The 25,413-nt window shown below is 38.6% G+C and carries 22 protein-coding genes; 12 read left to right on the top strand and 10 right to left on the bottom strand.

What is annotated here, in order from left to right:
• The first annotated feature begins 131 nt into the window (after nucleotides 1–131).
• The 9 genes from fabK to OCV67_RS05180 all read left to right on the top strand — a co-directional run bounded on the left by fabK (nucleotide 132) and on the right by OCV67_RS05180 (nucleotide 7,538).
• Entirely contained in the window at nucleotides 132–1,058 is a 927-nt protein-coding gene (fabK, locus tag OCV67_RS05220) for an enoyl-[acyl-carrier-protein] reductase FabK (protein WP_147642922.1), read from the top strand.
• Between the two features lie 31 nt (nucleotides 1,059–1,089).
• Nucleotides 1,090–1,824: a 3-oxoacyl-[acyl-carrier-protein] reductase gene (gene fabG / locus OCV67_RS05215; RefSeq protein WP_147642921.1), complete on the top strand. Its 735-nt coding sequence runs from the start codon at nucleotides 1,090–1,092 to the stop codon at nucleotides 1,822–1,824.
• Between the two features lie 22 nt (nucleotides 1,825–1,846).
• Entirely contained in the window at nucleotides 1,847–3,085 is a 1,239-nt protein-coding gene (fabF, locus tag OCV67_RS05210) for a beta-ketoacyl-ACP synthase II (protein ID WP_147642919.1), read from the top strand.
• A gap of 11 nt (nucleotides 3,086–3,096) precedes the next feature.
• Nucleotides 3,097–3,576, top strand: coding sequence for an acetyl-CoA carboxylase biotin carboxyl carrier protein (accB, locus tag OCV67_RS05205; protein WP_262644304.1), 480 nt, complete (start codon nucleotides 3,097–3,099; stop codon nucleotides 3,574–3,576).
• Nucleotides 3,577–3,587: 11 nt separating this feature from the next.
• A complete protein-coding gene (gene fabZ / locus OCV67_RS05200; protein ID WP_147642917.1) occupies nucleotides 3,588–4,022 on the top strand; it encodes a 3-hydroxyacyl-ACP dehydratase FabZ in 435 nt (144 codons plus the stop codon).
• Nucleotides 4,023–4,188: 166 nt separating this feature from the next.
• Complete coding sequence (locus OCV67_RS05195) at nucleotides 4,189–5,532, top strand: acetyl-CoA carboxylase biotin carboxylase subunit (protein WP_147642915.1); 1,344 nt, start codon at nucleotides 4,189–4,191, stop codon at nucleotides 5,530–5,532.
• A 21-nt stretch (nucleotides 5,533–5,553) separates the two neighbouring features.
• The gene (gene accD / locus OCV67_RS05190; RefSeq protein WP_147642913.1) at nucleotides 5,554–6,435 is read left to right on the top strand and encodes an acetyl-CoA carboxylase, carboxyltransferase subunit beta; all 882 of its coding nucleotides are present in this window, start codon (nucleotides 5,554–5,556) and stop codon (nucleotides 6,433–6,435) included.
• A gap of 1 nt (nucleotide 6,436) precedes the next feature.
• Nucleotides 6,437–7,240, top strand: a complete 804-nt coding sequence (locus OCV67_RS05185) for an acetyl-CoA carboxylase carboxyltransferase subunit alpha (protein ID WP_147642912.1) — start codon at nucleotides 6,437–6,439, stop codon at nucleotides 7,238–7,240.
• A gap of 70 nt (nucleotides 7,241–7,310) precedes the next feature.
• On the top strand, nucleotides 7,311–7,538 hold the full coding sequence (locus OCV67_RS05180) for an acyl carrier protein (RefSeq protein ID WP_147642910.1): 228 nt from the start codon (nucleotides 7,311–7,313) through the stop codon (nucleotides 7,536–7,538).
• 74 nt (nucleotides 7,539–7,612) lie between these two features.
• On the opposite strand, the gene OCV67_RS05175 is transcribed toward OCV67_RS05180, so the two are convergent.
• Nucleotides 7,613–9,133, bottom strand: a complete 1,521-nt coding sequence (locus tag OCV67_RS05175) for a glycosyltransferase family 39 protein (protein WP_147642908.1) — start codon at nucleotides 9,131–9,133, stop codon at nucleotides 7,613–7,615.
• Nucleotides 9,134–9,629: 496 nt separating this feature from the next.
• Here OCV67_RS05175 and OCV67_RS05170 point away from each other — a divergent pair, with 496 nt between their 5' ends.
• A complete protein-coding gene (locus OCV67_RS05170; RefSeq protein ID WP_147642907.1) occupies nucleotides 9,630–10,022 on the top strand; it encodes a hypothetical protein in 393 nt (130 codons plus the stop codon).
• A 12-nt stretch (nucleotides 10,023–10,034) separates the two neighbouring features.
• On the opposite strand, the gene OCV67_RS05165 is transcribed toward OCV67_RS05170, so the two are convergent.
• The 5 genes from OCV67_RS05165 to OCV67_RS05145 all read right to left on the bottom strand — a co-directional run bounded on the left by OCV67_RS05165 (nucleotide 10,035) and on the right by OCV67_RS05145 (nucleotide 15,188).
• Nucleotides 10,035–11,042, bottom strand: a complete 1,008-nt coding sequence (locus OCV67_RS05165; RefSeq protein ID WP_147642905.1) for a helix-turn-helix domain-containing protein — start codon at nucleotides 11,040–11,042, stop codon at nucleotides 10,035–10,037.
• A gap of 180 nt (nucleotides 11,043–11,222) precedes the next feature.
• Nucleotides 11,223–11,795, bottom strand: coding sequence for a DUF3267 domain-containing protein (locus OCV67_RS05160; protein ID WP_147642904.1), 573 nt, complete (start codon nucleotides 11,793–11,795; stop codon nucleotides 11,223–11,225).
• Between the two features lie 10 nt (nucleotides 11,796–11,805).
• Nucleotides 11,806–12,813 (bottom strand): aldose 1-epimerase, encoded by a 1,008-nt coding sequence (locus OCV67_RS05155; protein WP_147642902.1) that lies wholly within the window; start codon nucleotides 12,811–12,813, stop codon nucleotides 11,806–11,808.
• 101 nt (nucleotides 12,814–12,914) lie between these two features.
• A complete protein-coding gene (locus OCV67_RS05150) occupies nucleotides 12,915–13,754 on the bottom strand; it encodes a metallophosphoesterase (RefSeq protein WP_147642900.1) in 840 nt (279 codons plus the stop codon).
• Between the two features lie 6 nt (nucleotides 13,755–13,760).
• The gene (locus tag OCV67_RS05145) at nucleotides 13,761–15,188 is read right to left on the bottom strand and encodes a lipopolysaccharide biosynthesis protein (RefSeq protein WP_147642898.1); all 1,428 of its coding nucleotides are present in this window, start codon (nucleotides 15,186–15,188) and stop codon (nucleotides 13,761–13,763) included.
• A gap of 278 nt (nucleotides 15,189–15,466) precedes the next feature.
• On the opposite strand from OCV67_RS05145, the gene OCV67_RS05140 reads away from it, so the two are divergent.
• Nucleotides 15,467–15,811 carry a type II toxin-antitoxin system PemK/MazF family toxin gene (locus OCV67_RS05140; protein WP_147642896.1) on the top strand — a complete coding sequence of 115 codons (345 nt, stop codon included), beginning with the start codon at nucleotides 15,467–15,469 and terminating at the stop codon, nucleotides 15,809–15,811.
• Nucleotides 15,812–16,120: 309 nt separating this feature from the next.
• On the opposite strand, the gene OCV67_RS05135 is transcribed toward OCV67_RS05140, so the two are convergent.
• Nucleotides 16,121–17,119 (bottom strand): D-alanyl-D-alanine carboxypeptidase family protein, encoded by a 999-nt coding sequence (locus OCV67_RS05135; protein ID WP_147642895.1) that lies wholly within the window; start codon nucleotides 17,117–17,119, stop codon nucleotides 16,121–16,123.
• A gap of 194 nt (nucleotides 17,120–17,313) precedes the next feature.
• Here OCV67_RS05135 and OCV67_RS05130 point away from each other — a divergent pair, with 194 nt between their 5' ends.
• Complete coding sequence (locus OCV67_RS05130) at nucleotides 17,314–20,034, top strand: 1,4-beta-glucanase (RefSeq protein WP_147642893.1); 2,721 nt, start codon at nucleotides 17,314–17,316, stop codon at nucleotides 20,032–20,034.
• 110 nt (nucleotides 20,035–20,144) lie between these two features.
• Here OCV67_RS05130 and OCV67_RS05125 read toward each other — a convergent pair whose 3' ends face one another.
• The 3 genes from OCV67_RS05125 to mfd form a co-directional block, all read right to left on the bottom strand.
• Nucleotides 20,145–20,870, bottom strand: coding sequence for a hypothetical protein (locus tag OCV67_RS05125; protein ID WP_147642892.1), 726 nt, complete (start codon nucleotides 20,868–20,870; stop codon nucleotides 20,145–20,147).
• Nucleotides 20,871–20,889: 19 nt separating this feature from the next.
• Nucleotides 20,890–21,762: a hypothetical protein gene (locus OCV67_RS05120; protein ID WP_147642890.1), complete on the bottom strand. Its 873-nt coding sequence runs from the start codon at nucleotides 21,760–21,762 to the stop codon at nucleotides 20,890–20,892.
• Nucleotides 21,763–21,921: 159 nt separating this feature from the next.
• Nucleotides 21,922–25,371 (bottom strand): transcription-repair coupling factor, encoded by a 3,450-nt coding sequence (mfd, locus tag OCV67_RS05115; protein ID WP_147642888.1) that lies wholly within the window; start codon nucleotides 25,369–25,371, stop codon nucleotides 21,922–21,924.
• Between the last annotated feature and the right edge of the window lie 42 nt (nucleotides 25,372–25,413).

Here is a 25,413-nt window from a genome sequence, read left to right as displayed (position 1 = left end):
AAAATCTTTTTCTTTTATTCCCTGCAAAATTAACTTTGCGAGTATTTAAAAACAAAATCAAGTCAATAAAATTTGGCATAAAAGTTTTTTGCTTACTTTTTTTCAAAAAAGTAAGAGAAAGGAAAATACAAATGACAACAAGAATAACAGAATTATTAGGTATAAAATACCCCATCATACAAGGCGGCATGGCATGGATCGCTGAAAGCACTCTTGCCGCTGCCGTGTCAAACGCAGGCGGTCTGGGACTGATCGCAGGCGGTTCTGCGCCGATCGACTATCTGCGTGACCAGATAAGAAAAACAAAGGAATTAACAGATAAGCCTTTCGGTGTAAATATAATGCTAATGAGTCCAAACGCGGAAGAACTTGCACAGCTTGTTATAGACGAAAATGTACCCGTTGTAACAACAGGCGCAGGAAACCCGGGAAAATTTATAGCAGCATGGAAAGAAGCAGGAATCAAGATCATTCCTGTTATACCATCTGTTGCACTGGCAAAGAGAATGGAAAGGGCAGGAGCTGACGCAGTTGTTGCCGAAGGAACTGAATCAGGCGGACATATCGGCGAAAACACGACTATGTGCCTTGTACCACAGGTTGCGGACGCTGTTGAGATTCCTGTTATCGCTGCCGGAGGTATTGCAGACGGCAGAGGTATTGCCGCTTCATTTATGTTGGGAGCCGAAGGCGTTCAGGTTGGAACACGCTTCTTAGCTTCAGAAGAATGTCAGATTCACTCTACTTATAAGCAGCTTGTTGTCGACGCTAAAGATACAGACAACGTTGTAACAGGCAGAACAACAGGTCACCCTTGCAGAAATGTAAAGACAAAATTCGCTAAAAAACTTGCAAGCGGAGAAATGAACGGTACTATCACTCCTGATGAGTTTGAGGAAATTACTTTGGGTTCTCTTAGAAAAGCCGTTCAGGACGGTAATCTTGAAGAAGGCTCATTCCTCTGCGGACTGATTGCAGGAATGGTAAATGATGTAAAGCCTTGCAAGGATATAATTGAGGAAATGTTTGAACAAGCGCAAAAGCTTATGAATAAATGATTTTTATATAAAAAAACAGGAGGTAACAAAAATGGCTACAGCCTTGATCACAGGCTCGTCAAGAGGAATCGGTGCGGCAATCGCACTGAGACTTGCACAGGACGGATTTAATATCGCTCTCAACGACTTAAATGAGAGTATGTTTGAAAATAACGAAATAATTGAACAAATTAAGGAAACAGGCGTAGAATGCGAATATTTCTGTGCTGACGTTTCAAATTATAATCAATGTGAAGAAATGGTAAACGCAGTTAAGGAACGCTTCGGCGGTCTTGACGTATTAGTTAACAATGCTGGTATAACAAAAGACGGTCTTATGGCGAGAATGTCAGAAGAACAGTATGACATGGTTATAAACGTAAATCAAAAGAGCGTGTTCAATATGATGAAGCTTGCCGGTAAGATCATGATGAAGCAAAGAAGCGGAAAGATAGTAAATCTTGCTTCTGTTGCGGGACTTTACGGCAATCCGGGACAGATAAATTATTCAGCTTCAAAAGCCGCTATAATCGGCATGACAAAAACAATCGCAAAAGAGCTTGGTCCAAGAGGAATCAACGTAAATGCTGTAGCTCCGGGATTTATTAAAACTCCTATGACTGACGCTCTTACAGAAGAACAGAGAAATATGATGCTGAATCTTATAGCAATGAAACGTTACGGACTTCCGGAAGAAATAGCAGGCGTTGTGTCATTCTTGGTATCAAAGGACGCAAGCTATGTAACCGGTCAGGTTATTGAAATTTCCGGCGGATTATCAATGTAATAAAAAGAAAGGAAACTGTTAAATGAGCAGAAGAGTTGTAATTACAGGACTTGGAACTGTTAACCCATTGGGAAATAACGTTCATGATTTCTGGGAAGGAGTCAAGGAAAACCGTCTTGGAATTTCTAAGGTTGAACAGTTTGATACTGACGCAATCGGCGTAAGTGTTGCAGGACAGGTAAAAGACTTTGAACCTACTGATTTTATAGATAAAAAAGAAGCAAAGCGTATGGAACGCTTTACTCAGTTTGCAGTTGTAGCGTCAGACGAAGCCATAAAGGACAGCGGTACTGACTTCAAGGATATTGATCCTTACAGGGCAGGCGTTATAATCGGCTGCGGTATCGGCGGTATCGGTCTTACACTGAGCGAATATGAAAAGTTTTTGAATAAAGGACCAAACAGAGTTTCTCCTTTTTATGTACCTATGATGATCGGTAACATGGCGGCAGGTCAGGTTTCAATGAAAACAGGCTTTAAGGGAGACAACTTCTCTACTGTTACCGCATGTGCTTCCGGTACTCATGCAATAGGCGAATCCTTCAGAAAAATCAAGGACGGTTATCTTGACGTATGTCTTTGCGGCGGTACCGAATCTACAGTACTTCAGTTTACGCTAGCAGGATTTAATAATATGAAAGCGCTGTCAAAAACAGCAGACCCTGCAAGAGCTTCAATTCCTTTTGACAAGGAAAGAAACGGATTTGTATTAGGCGAGGGCTGCGGAATGCTGGTACTTGAGGAATATGAGCACGCAAAAGCAAGAGGCGCTGAAATCTATGCAGAGATAGCAGGTTACGGTGCAACATGCGACGGTTATCACATGACTTCTCCCGACCCTGAAGGCGAAGGTGCTGCTCAGGCTATGAGAGACGCATTTAAAGAAGCCGGTCTTAAACCCGAGGAAGTAACATATATTAATGCACACGGTACTTCAACAGGATTAAACGATAAATATGAAACAATAGCTATCAAAAAGGCTTTGGGAGATGCTGCAAAGACTGTTAAAATCAATTCTACAAAGTCTATGATAGGACATCTGTTGGGAGCTGCCGGCGGAGTTGAAGCAGTTGTTACAGCTTTAAGTATTAAAAACAATCTTATCCATAAAACTATCGGATATCAGACACCTGATGAAGAATGTGATCTTGATTACTGCGTAAACGGCAATATTGAAACAGAAATTAACGCTGCACTGTCTAACTCACTGGGCTTTGGCGGACACAATGCAACGATTTGCATGAAAAAGATTACTGATTAAGGAGAACTTATATGAGTGAAAATATGATTGCCTGTAATCTCACCTTTGAGGACATTAATAAACTGGCTGAAAGAGTTGAAAACGGTAAGCTTTCAAAAATTAAGATAAAAAACGGAAACTGTGAAATAGTAATTGAAAAGGAAAGCAAAATCCTGCCTCCTCCGCCGATGCCTCCTATGGGAGTTTCCGTTAATACTGCAGCGGCTGTACAGCCGGCAGTTACTGCTGAAACTTCATCAGAACCTGCACCTACAAGCGGAAATGTTGTAAAAGCACCGATCGTCGGTACTTATTACTCTGCTCCGGGACCTGACAAAGCTCCTTTCGTTGAGATAGGTAAAAAGGTTAAAAAGGGCGACGTTTTAATGATTATTGAGTCCATGAAGCTTATGAATGAGGTTCAGAGTGATTTTGACGGAGTTGTAAAAGAAATATTGGTAGAAAATGGAACAGCGGTTGAATTTGATCAGCCAATTATGATAATTGAATAAGGAGTAATAAAATGGCTGATGTAGTTTACAATAAAGAACAGATAATGGAAATAATTCCCCATCGTGACCCATTTCTGCTTATAGACGAAATTAATGAAATCGAACCCGGCAAAAAAGTTACAGCAACAAAATATATAAAGGAAGATGATTTCTGGTTTAAGGGACATTTTCCTGAATATCCGGTAACTCCGGGAGTACTTATGATCGAAATGCTGGCACAGGCGGGTTGTGTCGCTATGCTTTCACTTCCCGAAAACAAAGGCAAGTTGGGACTTTTTGCAGGTATTGACAAAGCTAAGTTCAAGCGTCAGGTAGTACCGGGAGACGTTTTAAAACTGGAAGTTGAAATAATTAAAGTAAAAGGTCCGATCGGTGTGGGTAAAGGTATTGCCACTGTAGACGGAGTAAAAGCAGTTTCCGCTGAAATTACTTTTGCAATTAAATAAGAAGCCGCTGCCGCTTTCCCCTAAGGGAAAGCTTAGCAAATGGCAGAATTCACATATATTTATCATATATTTATATATCCGCCATTTGCATTGCGTCCCGTGTACGGGACGCAGGCAGCGGCACTGAATTCAATGCTTAATTTACATTTGAAAGAGAGCAGAAAATATGTTTAAAAAGGTATTAATCGCCAATAGAGGCGAAATTGCCGTACGAATAATAAGAGCCTGCCGTGAATTGGGAATTCGCTGCGTTGCAGTCTATTCAACTGCTGATAAAACCGCACTTCATGCACAAATTGCCGATGAAGCAGTATGTATAGGTTCTGCGGATACTAAGGACAGCTATCTGAATATGAAGGCTATTATCTCCGCATGCGAAATTACAGGCTGTGATGCCGTTCATCCCGGATTTGGGTTTCTGTCTGAAAATGCCGCATTCGCAAAAATGTGCAGAAAATGCGGTATAGAATTTATCGGACCGTCTCCGGAGTCTATTGAAATGCTGGGAGATAAGGCAACGGCAAAGGAAACAATGAAAAAAGCAGGCGTTCCTGTTATTCCCGGTTCTGAAGGAGCTGTGCGGTCCGTAGAGGAAGCAATGGAAGCAGCAAAATCAATTGGATTTCCGCTCCTTGTAAAGGCTTCGGCAGGCGGCGGCGGCAGAGGCATTAGAATGGTCGAATCAGAAGATCAGTTGGCTTCACAAATTGAAATCGCCCGTCAGGAAGCTAAAAATTTCTTCGGCGATGACGCTGTCTATATGGAACGCTTTGTTAAAAATCCACGCCATGTTGAAATTCAAATTCTTGCAGATAAACAGGGAAATGTTATTCATCTGGGCGAACGTGACTGTAGTATGCAAAGGCGTAATCAAAAAGTTCTGGAGGAAAGCCCAAGTCCTGTGATGACCGATGAACTTCGCCGTAAAATGGGAGAAGCAGCAGTTAAAGCGGCTAAAGTATGCGGTTATCATAATGCGGGAACAATTGAATTTTTGGTTGAAAACGGCAAAGACTTTTACTTCATGGAAATGAACACACGTATTCAGGTCGAACACCCTGTTACTGAATTTGTCACAGGAGTAGATCTTGTCAAAGCACAAATTAAAATTGCGGCAGGTGAACCCCTTGATTATACTCAAGATGATATACAAGTAAAGGGTCATTCCATTGAATGCCGTATTAATGCAGAAAACCCAAAACTTAATTTCAGACCCTCACCTGGTAAGATCCTGGCGCTTCATACTCCCGGCGGACCCGGAATACGTATCGACAGCGCAGCATATCAGGGATACACTATATCCCCTTACTACGATTCTATGATCGCAAAGCTCATTGTTTACGCTCCAACCAGACAAGAAGCTATTATGAAAATGAAATGGGCACTTTCAGAATTTATAGTTGAAGGAATAGATACAAATATTGATTTTCAATTAGCACTTGTTAAATGTGATGAATTTCAATCCGGAGATTACAACAACAGATTTCTGGATACATTTAAATTTGAATGAAAGGCAGGCGGATTTTAAAACATGGCATTAGAAAATCTTTTCAAAGTCGTAACAACCAGATTTAATGGTAATACCGAAAAAACAGACCAAAAGCCTGTAAATTCAAATAATATACCGGACGATCTGCTGTTTAAATGCCCCAGATGCCGTAATGTGGTATTTGAAGACGAATATAGAGCATTGAATATGGTATGCCCGAAATGCGGATACCATGGCAGAATTACCGCTTCAGAAAGAATTGAACTGACAGTTGATAAAGGCAGCTTTATTGAAACTAACGGCAGTATGCTCAGCAAAAATCCTATAAATTTTCCGGATTATGATGAAAAACAACAAGCTCTCAGAGATAAAACCGGTCTGTCAGACGCAATAGTTACAGGTGAAGCTACTATAAGAGGTATTCCTGTTGTAATTGGTGTTATGGACTCAAGATATATGATGGCGTCAATGGGCAGTGTTGTAGGTGAAAAAATTGTACGTGCCTTTGAATTGGCAACACAAAAGAAAAAACCTATTATTCTGTTTACAGCGTCAGGTGGCGCAAGAATGCAGGAAGGTACCGTTTCTCTGATGCAGATGGCAAAGACTTCCGGTGCAGCGGCAAAACACAGCGAAGCCGGTCAGCTTTATATAACGGTTCTCACAGACCCCACTACAGGAGGCGTGACAGCGTCTTTCGCATCTCTGGGCGATATAATAATAGCAGAACCAAAGGCTCTTGTAGGCTTTGCAGGACGCCGTGTAATCGAAGGTACAATAAAGCAAAGACTTCCCGATGATTTTCAGCTTGCTGAATTTCTTTTGGAAAAAGGATTTGTTGACATGATAGTTGAACGCAAACGTATGAGAAGTGTTTTGTCTCATGTTATGAAGCTTCACGGATATGAAAAGGAGGTTCTCTGATATGAATGATAAAACAGCATGGGAACGTCAGTGTCTTATACGTGAAAAGAATCGTCCTACTGTAAACGACTATATCCCGCTTATATTTGAGGAATTTTACGAATTGCACGGTGACAGACATTATGGTGATGATGCCGCACTTATGGGCGGTATTGCAAGAATCGACGGTATGCCTGTAACGGTTCTTGCCGAAGTAAAGGGCAGAGACCTGAATGAAAACAAGAAAACTAACTTTGCTATGCCCCACCCCGAGGGTTACAGAAAGGCGCTGAGACTCGCCAAACAGGCGGAAAAATTTCACCGTCCGGTAATTTGCTTTATAGACAGTCCCGGAGCATTCTGCGGTATTGAAGCAGAGGAAAGAGGTCAGGGAGAAGCAATTGCAAAAAATATTATGGAATTTATGCGTCTTAAAACGCCTGTAACATCTGTGGTACTGGGTGAGGCAGGCAGCGGCGGCGCTTTAGCCCTTGGAGTATGCGACAGACTTGCTATGCTTGAAAATGCATTGTATTCAGTCATTTCACCAAGAGGCTGCGCAAGTATTCTCTGGAAGGACGCTTCAAAAGAGCAGGAAGCCTGCGAAGTACTTAAAATGACCGCAGAGGATATGGTTGAATTCGGTATTGCTGAAGCAATCATAGATGAGCCGAATGGCAGTGCGCACTATGACGTGTACAAAATTGCAGAAAATATAAAAGAATTTTTGGTAGAAACGCTGAAAGAAAATTCTTCAAAAAATATTGACATTTTGCTCGAAGAACGTTATAGTAAGTTTAGAAAAATCGGTGAGTTTACAGAATAGTAAATTCTAACAAAAGTTATATTGGTGAACCACACCTATATATATAAAATAGACAATGGAGGTCTTAAACATGGTATTTGAAAAAGTAAAAAGCATAGTTGCAGATCAGCTGGATGTTGAAGAAGAAAAGGTAACTGCGGAAGCAAGTATTACTGAAGATCTTGGTGCTGATTCACTGGACGTAGTTGATTTGGTTATGTCTATCGAAGAGGAATTTGATATTGAAATCCCTGATGAAGCTGTTGAAAACATTAAAACTGTAGGCGACATCGTAAGCTACATTGAAAGCAATCAGTAATAAAAAAATCAAAATGTATAATCCCTCGCTTTTTAAAAGCGAGGGATTATTTTTATACTGGATCTCATTTAATTTTACTTTCTTATTCTCACATATCGTTTTTTTAAAAAACGGACGGAATAAAAATTTGAAATATCTCGTATAGTACCTGCAAAGATCATTAGGAAAAACGGAGTAAAATTCACTAAATATCTCGAACGTGATTCCCAAATCACAAGGAAAAAATAAATCCCACAAAAAATAATTTTCAGCAGTATTTCTCTGTTGATTCGTTTTGAAAAAGCTCCCCGGATAAATGAATAAATAATTGAAAATAATAAAGAAACATGAAAAACAGTACAATATATCTTAAACGTCTTGCTATGACATATAAAATTACGCAGCATGCTGTCAGAACCCTTTTTTATATAATAGCCTATCATATATGTTCCATCCCACCAAGTCCAGGAAAGCTTGACTGCAAGATGTTCAATATTTCCGTATAAACCGTAATCAGACACTCGTTTTTTTATTTCCTCAATATTGGCTTTCTTTTTTTGTTCGTAATTACCACTGTTTACTGTAAACCAAAAATCATCGCTATTATAATTGCCTCTTCCGTGGAGTCCCATCATAACCCAGTGAGTAGGCGGAAATTGTATTTCCTCCAATTCTTCCTTTTCAGCTATATTAAATGAACCAATTACTATTCCTGACAAAACTGACATTATCACGCATCCGGCTAAAAATAATGAAAATTGACAAATGTGCTTTAAAATATTAAACTTTTTTGTAAACACAATAAAGTAAATCAGAAATGCAGGAATAAGTATTATAACGCTTCCTTTAATTTTATATCCTATAAACACTAAAAATCCCGACATAATCAGCTGAATTGCAGAATAAAGCTTCCTTTTTGAATCTATTCCTCTTAAAAACAGTAAAACAGAACTCATTACAAACGGCATGCTTAATGAATCAGTGTAATAAAATGGAGTATATGTGTAAAAAACTGAAAATATTGACGCTAAAATTCCTGTAAATAAAGCAGTGGTAGGATTTCTGAAAATTTTTTTAGCTGTAAAATACATTAAAATGACCGAAATATTAAGTCCAAAAGTATTTATCATTACCGGAACAAGATAAGGCATTTTACCCAAAACCGTATTACACACGCTGTAAATAACAGAAAGTATTATTAATATTGCCTGATTGTTCGTATATCTTACAAAATAATTTTCATGTCTTTCCGGAAGATGAGTGTATAAATCTTTCTTATCCCATGTCAGACAAAAATCCCGTGCGGCTTTATCAACAAATCCCAAATCAGACCATGGTTTATAGCAAAGAATAACTGCAAATATAATCTGTATTATCAGCATCAAACCTGCAATAATAAAAAATATCCTGTCTGATTGTTTTTCAGTAAGTTTTTTGGCTTTGAGTTTTTGATAAAGAATAACTAATCCGCCAATACTGACAAGTGAAACAAAAATCAATAAAATTTCCGCCCATATCGGTATGTTTTCTTTTATACCTCTGATAATTACGGAAATAATGGTAAGTCCGAAAATTGCCGCAAAACCGCCTTGTACAATTCTTATTGTTTTATTCATTTTGTTGTCCCTCTTTTATGAACTGTCCTTACAAGAATTATGAACATAAAGTTTCATGCATATACTCTCATAAAGAACGGTTCTTATATCTTTATATTAATAATTATAAACATTTTGGACAAAAAAGTAAATCGGCAAACTAACCGATATTATAGAACTGTACCAAATCATTATTGTGTATTATGACACATAATACAGTTAATCCACTTTTTGAATACTTCAACATTGTTTTCAACAGCTTGTTGAAAACAATGTTGAAGTATATTTTAATACTCATGACAAAAGTCGAATAAATCCCATGAATACTGGCATAATAAGACTGTTAACATGTTGAAAAGCTTTCAAGAGTGAAATGTTGAGTATTTTATATGAAAATTTGTTGAAAATGCATATTGACACGAAAACCATGGATAAATTAATGGATATGGGGAAAAAATAATATTGTATTGCAGAAGATTATGATGCAATATCAAAAATGAAAGGAATGAATAAGAAGATGAAAAAGACTTTACCTCTTATTTTAGGTTTAACCTTACTCTGCTGTTCAATGACAGCATGCGGAAACAAGGATAACAGCAGCAATAACTCTGAGGCAAAAACTTCTGAAACTATGAACAATTCAAATGAAACGTCCGGATTAAATTCTGCAACAGACGCTTCCATGGAATCAGAATCAGGCAACAATAATAATAACAACGGTAATAACAATAATAACAATGGTAATAATAACGACAATAACGGAAATATTGTTACCAAAGCAGGAAATGTTGTTGATGATCTGGTCTCTACAGGAGAGGACATAGTTGATGACGCAGGTTCTGTTGTTGAAGACGCCGGCGACGCAATTTTAGGAACAGACAGGGATCATAACAACAATAACAACAGATAATCAAAGGACGGGTCAGCCGTCCTTTTTTTTACATTCTTTTATAATACCTCCAATTAAAAACAGAAAGGCGGCAAAAATACACGAACTCATTATAATAATCATAATGTTGCCGTTTAAATATGTTTCATTCCATATTTTAAAATTGATCGGATCTAATTTAAAAGGTTTTTTGTCAATTATGACATTTAATGCAGGCTGTTCTATCAGCGCATAAATTCCAAACAAAACCAGACAAACAGCTGTTTTAAAGAATCCGTTTATTCTTATATAGCGTATTACTATCATACTCAGCCATACAAGTATCAGTTCAAAGGCACAGATAGCAAGTGCTTGTATTTTATCAGTCACTAAAAACATACATAATACGATCAATAGAACCGAATCAATACTCAAAGATATCAAAGCATTATGTTTTCGTATTTTTTCCGGAAATGTTTTATCCAAAAGTATTAAAGGTACAAAAACAACAGCCATTCCAAATGTTACAGATAAAAATGCTGTAAAAAACCAGTCTCCTCCGGTATAAATGCAGCAGCCGGCAAGAAGTGCGTTTAAGGACACATAAAAGCTGCCGATAGTCCATAATCCCTTATGACTTTTGACTATAACAGGAACGTTAAGAAGTGTAAAGGCAACCGCCTCAGACAAGAGAACTATAAAAAACCATGATAATTTATGACTTACTGCAATATTGGTTATAAAACACGGAACCAATGAACAAATATATGCAGCATATAGAATATAACTGTAGATCTTTGTGGTCTTCACAAAACTTTTTGCATTCTTTTCTATTTCTCTCTGGCGGTAGTCATCGCTTGCAGTAAACAACTCATGTTCAGTTATTTCAAGAACTTCACATATTCCCTGAATCATTGAAATGTCAGGATACGAAATTCCTCTTTCCCATTTGCTTACAGCAGATTCAGTAACGTAAAGTTTATCAGCCAATTCTTTTTGTGAAATGCCTTTTGCTTTTCTTTTAGATTGTATAAATTTACCAAGATTTTTCTTCTCTTCCATTATAAAACCTCCTTTAAAATTATTTGTGATCACGTCTTTATTGTATCACAGATAAGTAATATTGTAAATAAAACTGTTGAAAATAGTAACAGGATTATTAAGCCAGTTACGTATTTGCGTGGTTTACAGCAAAATTAATAAAAAAACTTACCCGACTTCTTTAAGCGGGTAAGTAATTTTTTATTCAGCCGAATATACCGTCATTGAAACGCCCACATCATTTACCAGAATGTCTGCCGGCAGACGACTCATCTTATATGTAACATAAATATCCCCTGCTGCTCCGGAAATATTTATAATCTGTATAAAATATACGATCCATGCCCATGAATCAGGTACGGCAAACTGCAAAACCGCAAGTACAATTCCCCATATAACAATTGGTGCTAAAGCTATAATAATATAATGTTTTCTGTCAAAATAAGCAGTACTTCCGGCATAGGCATAAAGTCCGGTAAAACCGTATTTAGGCTTAACACCGCTGAATTTTTTCATTAAAATTCCGTGAACAAGCTCATGGAGAATCATATAGACAACCATGCCGACTGACATTGCAGCCAGTTTTATATAGCTTTTTTCAAAAGCGGATTTAAAAACAGCAGTCCGAATACTTTCTGAAAGCAGAGGAATCAGCATCACAACACCGATAATCAAAGCCATAACGTTTACCAATACAGCAAGCTTTGTGTTTTTTTGCAAATCAATTTTCAGTATTTCTTTATAACCGTTTGGAAGTTCGGTAAAATTATTCACATTTACCTCCTTAAATAACAGTAAAGAATCTCTGATTTGCTTCAAAGGCTTCCTGCGGTTTTATTTCACGATATCCTGTCATTTCGGCAGGCATTGAAAGATTCGGAGCATCGATCATAGCGGTCATAGGTTCAGGACAGAAATAACCGTTAAATCCCTTATCGTTCCAGATGATCCAGAATTTGTATTCATTTGATACTTCATAAGCGATCTTCTTTCCGCTTTCTGTATCCTCAGCAATCACGCCATGAAAATCCTGACCGTTAAGCTTTGTACAGCCGGTTACATACATTTCATTGTCCACATTCTGCAAAACCGGTTTTCTTCCTCCGTTTATATACTCAAGATCTGTACCGTTTAATTCAACAGGCTTGCCGTCAGGCAGACAGCGTTCGTTTAACAGACATCTTTTCTGTACCGGTACAGTAAGACGTATATTTTCTTCCTTACCGCCGTCAACGAACGGAGAATTAATAGTAGTATGCGTAGCAAAGGATATCGGCATCATTTTATCTGAAAGATTTGTCAGTTTGATTTTATGTTCAAGTCCGCACTCTGAAAGGGTAAATGTAAATTCAGCAAGAAATCTTACAGGAAAGTACTGGAAGAATTCGTCATTTTCATCATATCTGTATTTGGTCTTTACAACTGCACAATTATCATCTGCATAATGCTCGGCAAGAGTATGGACTCTTTTCTGTAAAAAGCCGTGAATATGATTGTTATACGGAGCTTTTTCATTTACAGGCAGCTGATATACTGCATCTGACGTTTTCAGCACACCGTCTGCAAAACGGTTAGGAAGATAAAGTGAAGGCAGTCCCCAAACCTCGGCAGACTGTTTTATTACCTCCGCAGGATTATCTTTCTTAAAACGGAAAAATTCAATCCCATTTTTATCATCATGTAGTCTGATCACATTTGAACCCAATTCGTATGCGATCATTGCTGTGTATCCTCCGGCAGAAATTTCTGCAACAGGAGTTCCGTTAAAGTCAGTAAGCTTTGAGTAATTCATAGTTTTCTCCTCTTTATATTTTATTATTTTAATTTTAACATACTTTTATTTATATGTCCATACTTTTATAGTCTCTGATTTTAGTCAAAGTTTAAAAATCTTCATTTCAAAAACAACTCCGCATACAAAATCTCCGGCGGATTAAAAACCCTGAGCTTACCTATCCCAGTAGAAACAAGCATATATTGACTGTCCTTTTTATACAATCCCTTTGTATACTTCGGGAAAAAATTTCTTTCAGGTGAAAGAATCCCTCCGATAAAGGGAACATAAACTGCTCCGCCGTGTACATGCCCCGAAAAAGTCAGATCAGCACCCCATTTTGCATATTCCTCAAAGAAAAACGGATTATGAGCAAGCAGAATATTAAATCCTTCCTTTGCATCACCTAAACTTTGAGTAAGCTCATCAGAAGTTATTCTGTCCAGTGCCGCATATCCTCCGTTTTCATTTTTATATACGGATTTTTTCAGATCAGTACCGTAAATATTTATTTTTCGTCCGTCTTTTTCAAATACTGTACTGTCGTTTTCTAAGAATACTGCTCCTGCATTTTTCATCATTTTACGGTACTTTTCCATCATTTCCGCACTCAAATCAAGTTCATGATTACCCTTTGAACAGTAAACAGGACATATCAGGCAAAGCTTTTCAAGCAGTATCTGAGTACTTTCCAATGATATTTCGGTACGGGAAACAAGGTCGCCTGTTATAAAAATCATATCCGGTGAAAGCTCTTTAACACGCATAACAAATCTGCTCCAGCCGTTTGAATACTTTCTTTTATGAATATCTGAAATCTGTACTATTTTTATAGACTCCTGACTGCTGAAATTATCAGTACTGATTTTATAACGTCTTACAATAAGCATACGGTTTTCTACGCCAACATAAAGCAAAAACATAACGCCAAGCAATAATAAACAGATAAAAATTCTCATTTAACGTTATCCTTTTCCTCTTGATAAAACCTTTCTCAAGGTTGATGTTACGGCGCTGAAATTGGTACACACAACAAATACTGTCAGAAGTATCAGGCAGATTATATAATAATCCGGTTTTTTTATGGTAAGCAGACTCATTCCCAGAAGAACCGATATATTTATAAAAGTTGTAAAATGATTAACTCTAAAGTAAATATACCGTCTTGCGTCAACAATTCTAATCAGGTAGCAGACAACATAACTGATAAATGTTGTTGCAACCGCACCGTGAACGCCGAACTTCGGAATAAGAATTATATTCAGAATAAGATTTAAAACCGTTGATACCAAACTGGTCCAGAAGGAATTTTTCGTATGCTGTGCGGCAGTATAGATACTGCTTAAAAACAAATTAAAACAGGACATAAGAACCGACAGGATCAATACGGGAGTATACTGAACTGCCTGAGCATATTCAGGGTGAACGCTGTCGTTTAAAAGCATGGAGGACAGCGGCTTTACTAAAAGTATAAGGCTTGCAGCCGTAATATACATTATAGACTGATATGCGGAATAAACCTTTTCATAAAATCTTCCTATACCTTTTGAACCGTATTCCGAAATGGCAGACATATTCCAAGCCTGAAAAAATATAGTCGATACCATCGACACTAGATTTGGTATCTTTGACGCTGCGGTATAAATTCCGGCAGCAGAGTCTCCGGTTGTTCCGGCTGGTCCGTCAAGATATTTTATAAACAGTCTGTCCGAAAAGCCTGTTATTATCCACATTACAGATGTTGGGATCATAGGTATTGAAAATCTCAGCATAGTATGCATAACATCTCTGTCCGCAAACCTGATACTGAAATATTTTCTTAAGTTTGCCATACACCACAAAAAGACTGTTGAACAAAGATCTGAGGCAATTACAGCCAGAAAAAATCCTTTAAGTCCCATTTTCAGACCGGATATAAAGATTATATTAAAAATAAAAATAGTAACGGTAGCAAGTATACCGTCAAAAGCGTATAGCTTTACATAACCTATTGAACGTACAAACAGCGAACAGGTCTGTCTGAAGCTTGAAACAATTACATATATCGCAAGCAGCGGAGTAAATCCCTTTACGAATGGAATAAGGGACAAAAAAGGCGATAAAAGACCCATTATCAGCAGTCCCATGACCTGAATCATAATGGCTGTAGAAAAAACCTGACGGTTATCATATTCCCTGTCAAGTCCGAATCTGATAACCGCTTCGGATATGGCAAAAGTAAAAACTGGTATAAGAAAATTAGCGGTTGTTTCAATAAGCTCCTTTGTACCAAGCGTTTCCGACGGCATGTAAGTAGTATAAAGTCTTGTGAGGAAAAATGCCAGTATCTTTGAACCGAATGTTCCCACTGCTAGTATTATAGTATTAAACGCAAGATTTTTATATTTATTCATCAGCAATATCTCCGTATTTATTATTGACCTTAAAAACGTATATTACTAATTATAACAAAAAATTCATAAAAAGAAAATAGTAATTTAAAAAAATATTTTTTATTTTGCTTATATCATAATACTCACGCAGCTTTCAATGATTCACCTCAGAGTATGTACTGTAATATAATGTCAATATATGGACTGAAATAATTTCTGATATACAGGTTTAAAAATTAAAATTCAGGCAATGATAATTACATAAGATTCTTTTATTTTAAAGAATGGAGATTAAGATTATGTCTATTAAAAGAGGAGAAATATATTATGCGGATTTAAGCCCTGTTGTGGGTTCGGAACAGGGCGGAATAAGACCGGTACTTATCGTTCAGAATGACGTTGGCAACAGACACAGTCCTACTGTTATTGCTGCTGCTATAACCAGTCAGAAAGAAAAAGCAAAGCTTCCTACACATATAGAACTAAGCGCTGACGGCTGCGGTCTCGCTAAGGACAGCGTCGTTCTTCTTGAACAGATAAGAACTATTGATAAAAAACGTCTGAAAGAACGTATGGGAGAACTTGACAACGGTTCTATGAATAAAGTAAACAATGCTCTTTCTATTAGTTTTGGTCTTATGTAACCAGCCTTTTGAAAAAGGCTGGGCGAAAACTTTTGTACCGTCTTTAGTTTAATGATAAAATTTAAATTAGTCTCGACAGGTAAAACTCCGCTTTTTGAAAAAAGCTTGGCAAAAACTTTTATGCCGAACAAAATCAACTTATAACACTTTTTTAAGTCTCGCAAGGTTACTTTTGTAAAATTTAAAAATAACTTAAAAAAGCTTGACAAAAACTTTTATGCCCAACAAAATCAACTTAAAACACTTTTTAAGTCTCGCAAAGCCGCTCAAAAAATTTTACCCCACTTTTAAAAAAGTGGGGTTTTTAAATTAATCCTTATATACTGAATCTATTCCCAGAAATTCTTCCAGACAAAGTCCGCTTTCATACACTTCCGTAGCTTTTTCAACGCCAAGATAACGAATATGCCAAGGCTCGTACTGATAACCGGTTATTTCATCTTTTCCTTCGGGAAATCTGATAATAAATCCGTATTTATGTGCATTTACTGCGACCCAGTCGCTTTCCGGAGTAAGTCCGAAGGAATCGTCAATACTATTTAAATCAAAGGCAAGACCCGTCTGATGATCAGAATGTCCCGGACGGGAAGAATATGTATCGGCGGCCTCCTGACCGTCTCTTTCAACATAATTATTATAAATTCTTTCCTGATCATAATAGGAACGGTAATCTGAAGAAATATAAATACTTAATCCCTCGTCTGCGGCATCTGACGCCATTTCATTGAATGCGTCCAATGCTTCCTGATTTACACCCGGATCATAATCCGCCGGTAGCGAATAGGACTTATTTGCGATCAGTATACCATCAATATATGTAAGACCGTCTTCTTCAATGACTTCATGTCCGTTTCCGTCCGCCGGAACAACATTTACTTTTAAACTCAACAAAGTATCGGTATTGCGAATGCTGACAGTAATCTCGCATGTCCCCTCGCCTATACCTGTAATTTCACCGCTTTCCCCTACTACAGCTACTGCATTATTGGAGCTTACCCAGTTAAAAACATCATCGCTGCTGCGGAGATTTTTAAGCTTTGGAGTATACTTTTCTCCCACCTTTATTGTAATCTCATTTTCCTCAAAGGTTATACTGTTATAATAATCGGAATCACTGTCCTGAGCATCCGCTGGAACAGCTTCTGTACTTCCGGATGAAGAAGACGAAATTGATTTGTTTCCGATTTCTTTCCTATCTCTAAAAATAAACAAGTACATCAATAATATGATTACAGCTACAAGAATCACTACTATACACAGTAAAAGAACTTGTTGTCTTTTTCTATAAACGTCTTTACTTTTTTTCATTTTGTTTCTCCTTTTATCTATAATTAACTCATTAAATATAGCATAATATATAAATTTTGTCAACTGAATTCTACATATCGTATAAAAATTATTCTTGCTTTTTTAACATAAATAATGTATAATTATATAAAGATATTGTTGAGTTCTGACAATATGCAAGAAAAAATCAAAATATAGACGGGAGAATGATAGCTATGAAATTAAAAACTAAAGCACTTTCAGTCATTACTGCCTGTGCACTGGTTGTGTCCGCTTCAGTCGGAATAAAACCATCTGTATCATTTGCCGAACCATCTTCTAAAGATATTTCCAATACAATGGAATGGGGATCAGTGGAAATCGGCGGAGGCGGCTTTGTTACCGGTATAATAACAGGTCAGAAAGAAATGTACCTCAGAACAGACGTAGGCGGCGCATATAAATACAACTACGAAACAAACAGATGGGATCAACTTTTTGCATTCATTAATGAAGCAGACAGGGGACTTTTAAGTGTAAAAGGAATTGCAATTGATCCTACCGACGATGATACCGTTTATTTCCTCTGCGGCTGTGCTTACTTTTCAGACGCAAGAACAGAAATCATAAAAACTACCGACGGCGGCAAGACGTTTACCCGTGTCGATGTTACAGATATGATTCAAGTTCACGGAAACGGCGATGGTCGTGAATGCAGCGAACCTATAGCAATCGACCCTGATGATCCTGACATTATTTATGCCGGAGGCGATGTTACCGCAGGGGATTCCGCTTTGATCAAGTCTACTGACGGCGGCAAGACATGGAAACCCGTTAAAGGTTATGACGACCTTGGTTTGTATAAAAATGACGTTAAATGGCCTACATGGACAGATCATATAGCAAGAGGTACAGGCTCAGGAGAATATAATACACAAAATGGCGTTGCAACAATCAAAGTTTTAGACGGCAAGGTTTATGTAGGTACATCTGTTACTGGACAAACCAATATTCATGTAGCTGATGTTGATACAGATGAATTTACAGAGCTTAGCTCTGATCTTCCTACAGCTAATTATCCTGTAACTATCAGTGATGACGGAAACGGAAATATCTTTGTAACTTATATTGCAGGTCTTGCATTCAGCGGCTCTGCCGGCGGTGCTTACAAATACAATATCGCAAGCGGTAAAGTAACCGATATCTCACCGTCAGGCAATGCTATCGGTATGATTACGGCTGATAAATCAGATCCAAACAAACTTTTGGCAAGAACTTGTGGATTATGGTCAGATCAGTGGTATGAAGAAGAATGGACTGAAACTAGTATTGCTTGGGGCGATCATTTCTTCAGATCAACTGACGGCGGCGAAAATTGGACAGATATTACGCCAGGTCAGCAGGAAGGTCAGTACACAGATAATCATTACTTTGTTTCAGAACCGATCGATACAAACGGATATGCATGGATCTACGGCAAGGCTGTACATTGGGGCAGCGGTATACTCATCGATCCGAGAAATTCGGACAAAATCCTTATGACATCCGGTAACGGTGTTTTTGCTTGTGATAATGTATGGGATGAAAAAGGTATTCAGTTCTATTTTGATCCGGCAGGAATCGAAGAAGTAGTTGCACTGGATATGGTAAGCGTTCCGGGAGGAAGCGCATACTCGGCAATCGGAGACTATGACGGATTTATTCATACAGATGTTAATGAAATTCCGGAACAGTATCAGCCGAATATGGGTTCAACAAGCGCTATAGCATATTGCCCTCAGAATCCTGATGTTATGATAAGAATTGCTAAGGATCAAAATGATACTGCTCCCGGATTCTATACCCTTGACGGCGGAAAAACATGGAATAAAATGGCTAATGCAAACGGCGGAAGAGCTGCTATTACCCAGCTTGAAGACGGTTCATACCGTTTCTTTAAGAGCGCACACGAAAATGATAAAACCTCAGCGGTTTTTTATTCTGATGATTTAGGTCAGACATGGGAAACTTGTACAGGTATACCAAGCGCATACGGTTCAAAGATGACCAACATGTTCATTGAACCAAACAAACCAAATATAGTATATGCTTATGTAACATACTATAATGAATCATGGTTCTATTCAAAAGATAAACCGGATATGTCTGATGCTCATTATACGCTCTGTGTAAGCACAGACTACGGAAAAACATTTACCGGTACTGATGTAGCTATGTACGACCAGTGTGACAGCGCTGGAAGAATTGCTTACCTCGGTGAAGATAACCTTATTATCGGCGCCGGCTGGTATGGTATGTATAGTGTAACTGACAACGGCAAAACAATTAATAAGCTTGAAAATGTATCTTACTGCAAAACTGTTGGCTACGGCGCTCCTGAAAAGAAAGGTGACGTAAATACTCTTTATATGTACGGCAAGCCCCAGGATTCAGATCCTGAAGGTGTATACCGTTCTCAGGACGGCGGTGAAACATGGGTGCTTATTAACAGCGAAATGCTATACGGCGGTACAGGAAACGGTAATTTCCTTGTAGGCGATATGAATGAATTCGGCACAGTTTATATGTCAACAGTTGGCTGCGGAATTATTTACGGCAGACTTTCCGAAGAACCGATTCCTCCTGAAACTTCTGAAACTTCTGAAACAACTATACCTACGACTACAACAACTACTGTTACAACTGAAGAAACAGGAAATACAATCCCATCAGGAAGTTTTGATCCGAAAGATCTTATGTATGGTGACACAAACCGTGATATGTCTGTTGACTCAGCAGATATAGTTGTTCTTAACAAATATCTGATTAATAGCGTTGATTACCCGCTTAAGGACGCACAGGCATATGAACAGGCTCAGACTGTTTATGATGATGAAATTGATACAAAGGATTCAATAGCTATTATTAATTGCGTTCTTCAGCTTATTGATTTAGATGATTTAGGTCCTGCAAGATAATATTAAATTTAAACTGCTGAGTTTATTGCTCAGCAGTTTTTATTATAACTAAAAAAGTACCGAATCTAATTGAATCGGTACTTTTTATAAGTTAATAAATCATTATCTTATTATTTTTTCTTCTTTCCAAACCTTACTTTAGAAAGAACAGCCGCACAAGCAGTAACTGCAAGACCGGCAACAGCAACTGCCGCTACTCCTCCGTCACCAGTCACAGCCGCCTCAACTGTAGTAGTATTATTTTGACTTGAAAATCCATTATCAGAAATCTGCGTCAGTAAACCGTCAGGTTGAGTTTCAGAAGGCTGTGTTGTTTCCGGTATAACTCCAGTTCCGGTAACCGTAAACACTACTCTGACATTGTCAGTAACTGATGTATTTAAAGGCACATCAGCAACACCTGTATTGTCCCAGCCGTCGTAAAGATAAATTCTTGTTCCCGGCTCCTGACCAATGGCAGCATACGCCGTATTTATGGCATTAGGACTTGTTATGTAATTTAATTGATTACCGTCAATATAAACTGAGTCAACATTAATTTTCAGTCCTGAATACCGAGCTGTTGATATATCAGGAATATTAACATACAGACATTCAATATTATTTACAGTTCCTTCAGCTACTTTCCATACAACCTCATACTGTCCGTCACCGTTGATAATAGCAGTTTTAGAACCGGCAGGAATATCTGAAAGCTCTTTTACCTCGGCCGTTCCCATATCACCGCAAAGATATGCATATGCGGATAATTCAACTGCATTTACATTAACTGACATAGCTGCCGCTGAAACTGCTGCACAAGCAGACATAGCTGCAATAAATCTCTTTAAATTCATTTTGACACCTCATAATTAATTATTTGTTTTTCTTTCTTTTGATCTTTGATGCAATTGCCGCAAGACCGGTAACAGCCAAACCGACAAAAGCAATGTTAATGCCTTTTGAACCCGTTAAGGGAGCACCTGTTCTTTGAGTAGTAGTCAAGCCAACCCCCGCATTACGGCTTACAGTCGTCGTATTGTTAGACAATACATTATAGCTGACTGATGAAGATGATTCCGATACAGACGCTGATGCAGAAGTCTCCGACGTAATGGAGCTTTCATATGTAACCAATTCCGCACCGCTTGTTTTCGGTGCCGAAGTAGTAACGGCAGTCTCTGACGAAGACTGTGTCGGTTCTGCAGAAGGTTCTGTCGTTTCAGGCTGTGCGCCGTGCTTGTCAACAAATAACGGACCATCCGTTGGCATACCTTTTACCGTAAAAATTATTTCAATTGATTCGTTTACTTTTGTTTGTACAGGCAGAAACGGATAATTGCTGTCTTCGTTTGCAATATAAATTCTGGTACCGTTAAAACTTCCTTCTTCATACTGAATATCTACAGCCGGAGTAGAATTCATTTCATATTCTTCACCGTCAATTCTTACCTTATCTACAGTCACTGCAAGATGTTCATAAACGGTATTGTTAAGGCCGTCGATATCCAGAACAAAATATTCAACGGTTTTCGTCTGTGCAAGAGGAATATAAGCGGAATACGTAGCGTTACCTGTAATTTCCGGCAATTCTGCGTCTGTAATCCTTTCCAATTGGTTTTGACCGGCCTTGCCTTTTACAGTTGTTTTATAAGTATCGTCAGCAGCAGTAACTGCCGCAGACGTCAAAGTCATAAAAACAGAAGCAGTACATAAACCTGCACAGACAGCAAATCTTCTGAATTTCAATATAACACCTCTTATTTTTCACTGATTTGTTTTTTTATAAGATTAAAAAATACTTCTATACTTTTAAAGTATAACATTAATTATGTCAAAATGTCTATATAAAAATTATATAAATTTATGTGATTTAAAACGGCAAAACAGTTAAAACTGTACAAAGAATCACATTGCATTTTTCATAACAGACAATACCGACTCCATTAGTCTTTCCGGTTTCTGTCCCCTATCAAGTTTTACGCTTATATACGGCTTTGAAAGACAATTAAATGCTACCCTTCCTTTATAAGCTGAAGAAATAGCGTCGATCTGTTCGGGAGACGGTCGTTCAATATAGAATATCATATTCTCTTTTCTCTGCTGAATCTCCGTAATACCAAGACTTGCCGCTGTATTTCTAAGCAACGAAGCATTTATCAGTCCCTCAACGGATTTAGGCGGATCGCCGTAACGATCAATAAGTTCATCAATCATTTCCATTTTATCTTCTTCATTCTGCACTGCCGCAATTTTTTTGTATATATCAAGACGCTGGGCAAGGCTTTCAATGTAATTTTCCGGTATATGTGCGTCGATCTGGATATCCACAGCACAGTCAGCCGCCTTTTTGACAGGTTCTCCCTTTTCCTCGGCAATAGCCTCGGTAAGCAGACGAATATACATATCATATCCTACCGATTCCATATGCCCGTGCTGTCGCCCGCCTAAAATACTTCCGGCACCTCTTATTTCAAGGTCACGCATAGCAATCCTGAAACCGCTGCCGAACTGCGTAAACTCTCTCATGGCATTCAAACGCTTAGACGCTACTTCAGTAAGTATCTTTTCCCGTCTGAATGTAAAATAAGCAAAAGCTCTTCTGTTGGAGCGTCCCACACGGCCTCTTAGCTGATAAAGCTGTGACAGACCGAAATAATCGGAGTCCTCAATAATAAGGGTATTTACATTCGGAACATCCACTCCGGTTTCGATAATAGTAGTGCATACCAGAATATCAATTTCATGCTCCACAAGCTGACGCCATATTTCTGACATCGCTTCTTCGGTCATCTGACCGTGAGCGTAGGCTATTCTTGCGTCTGGAACCCACTCCTGAAGCTTTGCGGCACATGAGGAGATCGTTTCAACACGGTTATGGATATAGTAAACCTGACCGCCCCTTTTAAGCTCCTTATTTATTGCCTGTATGAGCATTCCCGGATTGTATTCAACAACATAAGTCTGAACCGGATGCCTGTCCTGAGGCGGTTCGTCTATGACTGACATATCCCTGATACCGCTCATTGCCATGTTAAGAGTACGGGGTATCGGTGTTGCGGAAAGGGTCAGCATATCAACTCCTGTAAAGTGCTCCTTGAATTTTTCCTTATGGGCAACGCCGAATCGTTGTTCCTCATCTATAATGGCAAGTCCCAGACTTTTAAATTCCACGTCTTTCTGCACTAATCTATGCGTACCTATTATAATATCAATCAGACCTTTTTTCAGTTTCTTTAAAATTTCCTGCTGCTGCTTCGGAGTACGGAATCTTGAAAGCAGTTCGATGGTTACAGGAAAATGCTCAAATCGTCTTAAAGCGGTCTGAAAATGCTGCATTGCCAGTACGGTTGTAGGCGCTAAAATTGCACACTGCTTTCCGCTTGCCACGCATTTCATAGCGGCACGGAAAGCCACTTCCGTTTTACCGAAGCCAACGTCTCCGCACAAAAGTCTGTCCATAGGACGGATTCTTTCCATATCCTCTTTTATTTCGTTAATAGACTGAAGCTGATCGTCTGTTTCCGTATAAGGAAAACGGGATTCAAAATCTCTCTGCATTTCATCGTCGGGCAGAAAAGCGAAGCCTTTGCTTTTTTCACGCTTAGCATACAAAGCGGTAAGCTCGTGAGCCATGTCCTTTACCGCACGCTTTACGTTGTTTCTTGTTTTCTGCCATTCCGAAGATGAAAGCTTATTGAGTTTTACTCCTGTATCGTCTCTGGGACCGATATATCTTGACACCATATCCAGCTGAGTTACAGGAACATAAAGCACGTCCTTACCGGCATACTGAATTGTTATATAATCCTTTGTAACACCCTCAAGTTCAAGCTTTCTGATACCGACAAATCTTCCTATACCGTGCATGGAATGAACCACTAAGTCCCCTGCGGTTATATCGGAAAGACTTCTTATTTCCTCTCCTTTTTTATGTTTCTTTTTCTTCTTTTTTGAATTTGCCGCTTTGGATTGAGTGATTACAGCCGTTTTATTTTCAGGATATTCATAACCTCCGGAAAGACTTCCCGTCATTAGCAGAACTCTGCCCGGCAGACACTGTGAATCCACCTTTGCAATATCGCATTTTATTCCGTCGTCCAGAAGATCCTGACGAATGATCGGGAGCGTTTTTTCACTTCCTGCAATAAGCATTGTACGATATCCTTTTTCGCACAAGCTTTTCAGATCTTCGTCCAATTGACGCATTTCACCGCCCCAAGGAGCGTTATGGAGAGCCTCAAAGCTGATAATTTTCTTGTATCCTACCCTGTCAAGTCCCTGAATGAAATTACTCAAAAATATCTGCTGTCCTTTACTCGTTTCGGATAGAACATCGGAAAGCTCACAGTAATGTCCCTCAAGACCTTTGCACAATTCACCTTCTTCAAGGAGTATTTTGCAGTCCTCATTATACTGTGCCGTAACACCCTTTGCATGCTCGGCTGCATTGACATATTCGCAGAAAACAGTTATTCCGTTAAAATAATCAAAGATCAACGGTATTTTATCATAAATAAGCGGTATATATTTATCTATGCACTGAACCTCCGCTCCCTCTCTCAAAAGCTCCGAGTCCTCTGCAAGACGTGCCCTTACAATATCAGACTTTCTGCTTCTTATTTTCTTTGCAAGACTGTCGATTTTATCTGCCAAAGCCAAACGGTCTGTTACAGTTTCCACTGCCGGTGCGATCTCTATTGATTCAAGAGAATCGGTTCTGCGCTGGGTTTCCGGATCGAAATACGAAATACTGTCAACATCGTCGCCCCAAAATTCTATTCTTACAGGCATCGCCGACTGTACCGGAAAAATGTCGGCAATAGAGCCTCTGACAGAAAACTGAGACGGTCCTTCAACCTTATCGCAGCGGATATATCCCATATTAATAAGTTCGGTTTTAAGTTTTTCAAGATTAACTTCCGCTCCGCTTTTTATTGCAATGGTACTGTTTTTTAAAATGTCTTTAGGGATAACAGGTTCCATTACCGCTTCAATACTTGCCGCTATTATCTTACTTTTTCCTCTTATAAGCTTTGAAAGTGCGGAAATTCTCTGATGTTCATATTCCCTTGAAAAGCCCTCGACTTTGGTAAGAGCAAGCTCTCTGGAGGGAAAAAGTACTGCGTAATTTTCGTCTCCCGACATAACGGCAATATCGTCGCAGAGTTTTTTTGCCGCCGCTTCGCTTTCCGTTATAACCAGTATCGGACTTTCATTATAAATGGAATAAATGAACTGAGCCTTATGAATATGAGAAAGTCCGGTAGCGCATACAGGACTTATTTTACTTTTTATACACTTCTCAATATCCTTCCAGCTTTCAAGCTCACGGAAGGTTTCACTGAAAAATTTCATTGTCAACTCCTTTTTTATTAGTGCATATTTTATAGTTCACAA

It is taken from the genome of Porcipelethomonas ammoniilytica, from assembly GCF_025567485.1.
Lineage (GTDB): Bacteria > Bacillota > Clostridia > Oscillospirales > Ruminococcaceae > Porcipelethomonas > Porcipelethomonas ammoniilytica.
Note: the sequence above shows the minus strand (reverse complement) of the source record. Positions and strands in the feature narration are given on the sequence as shown.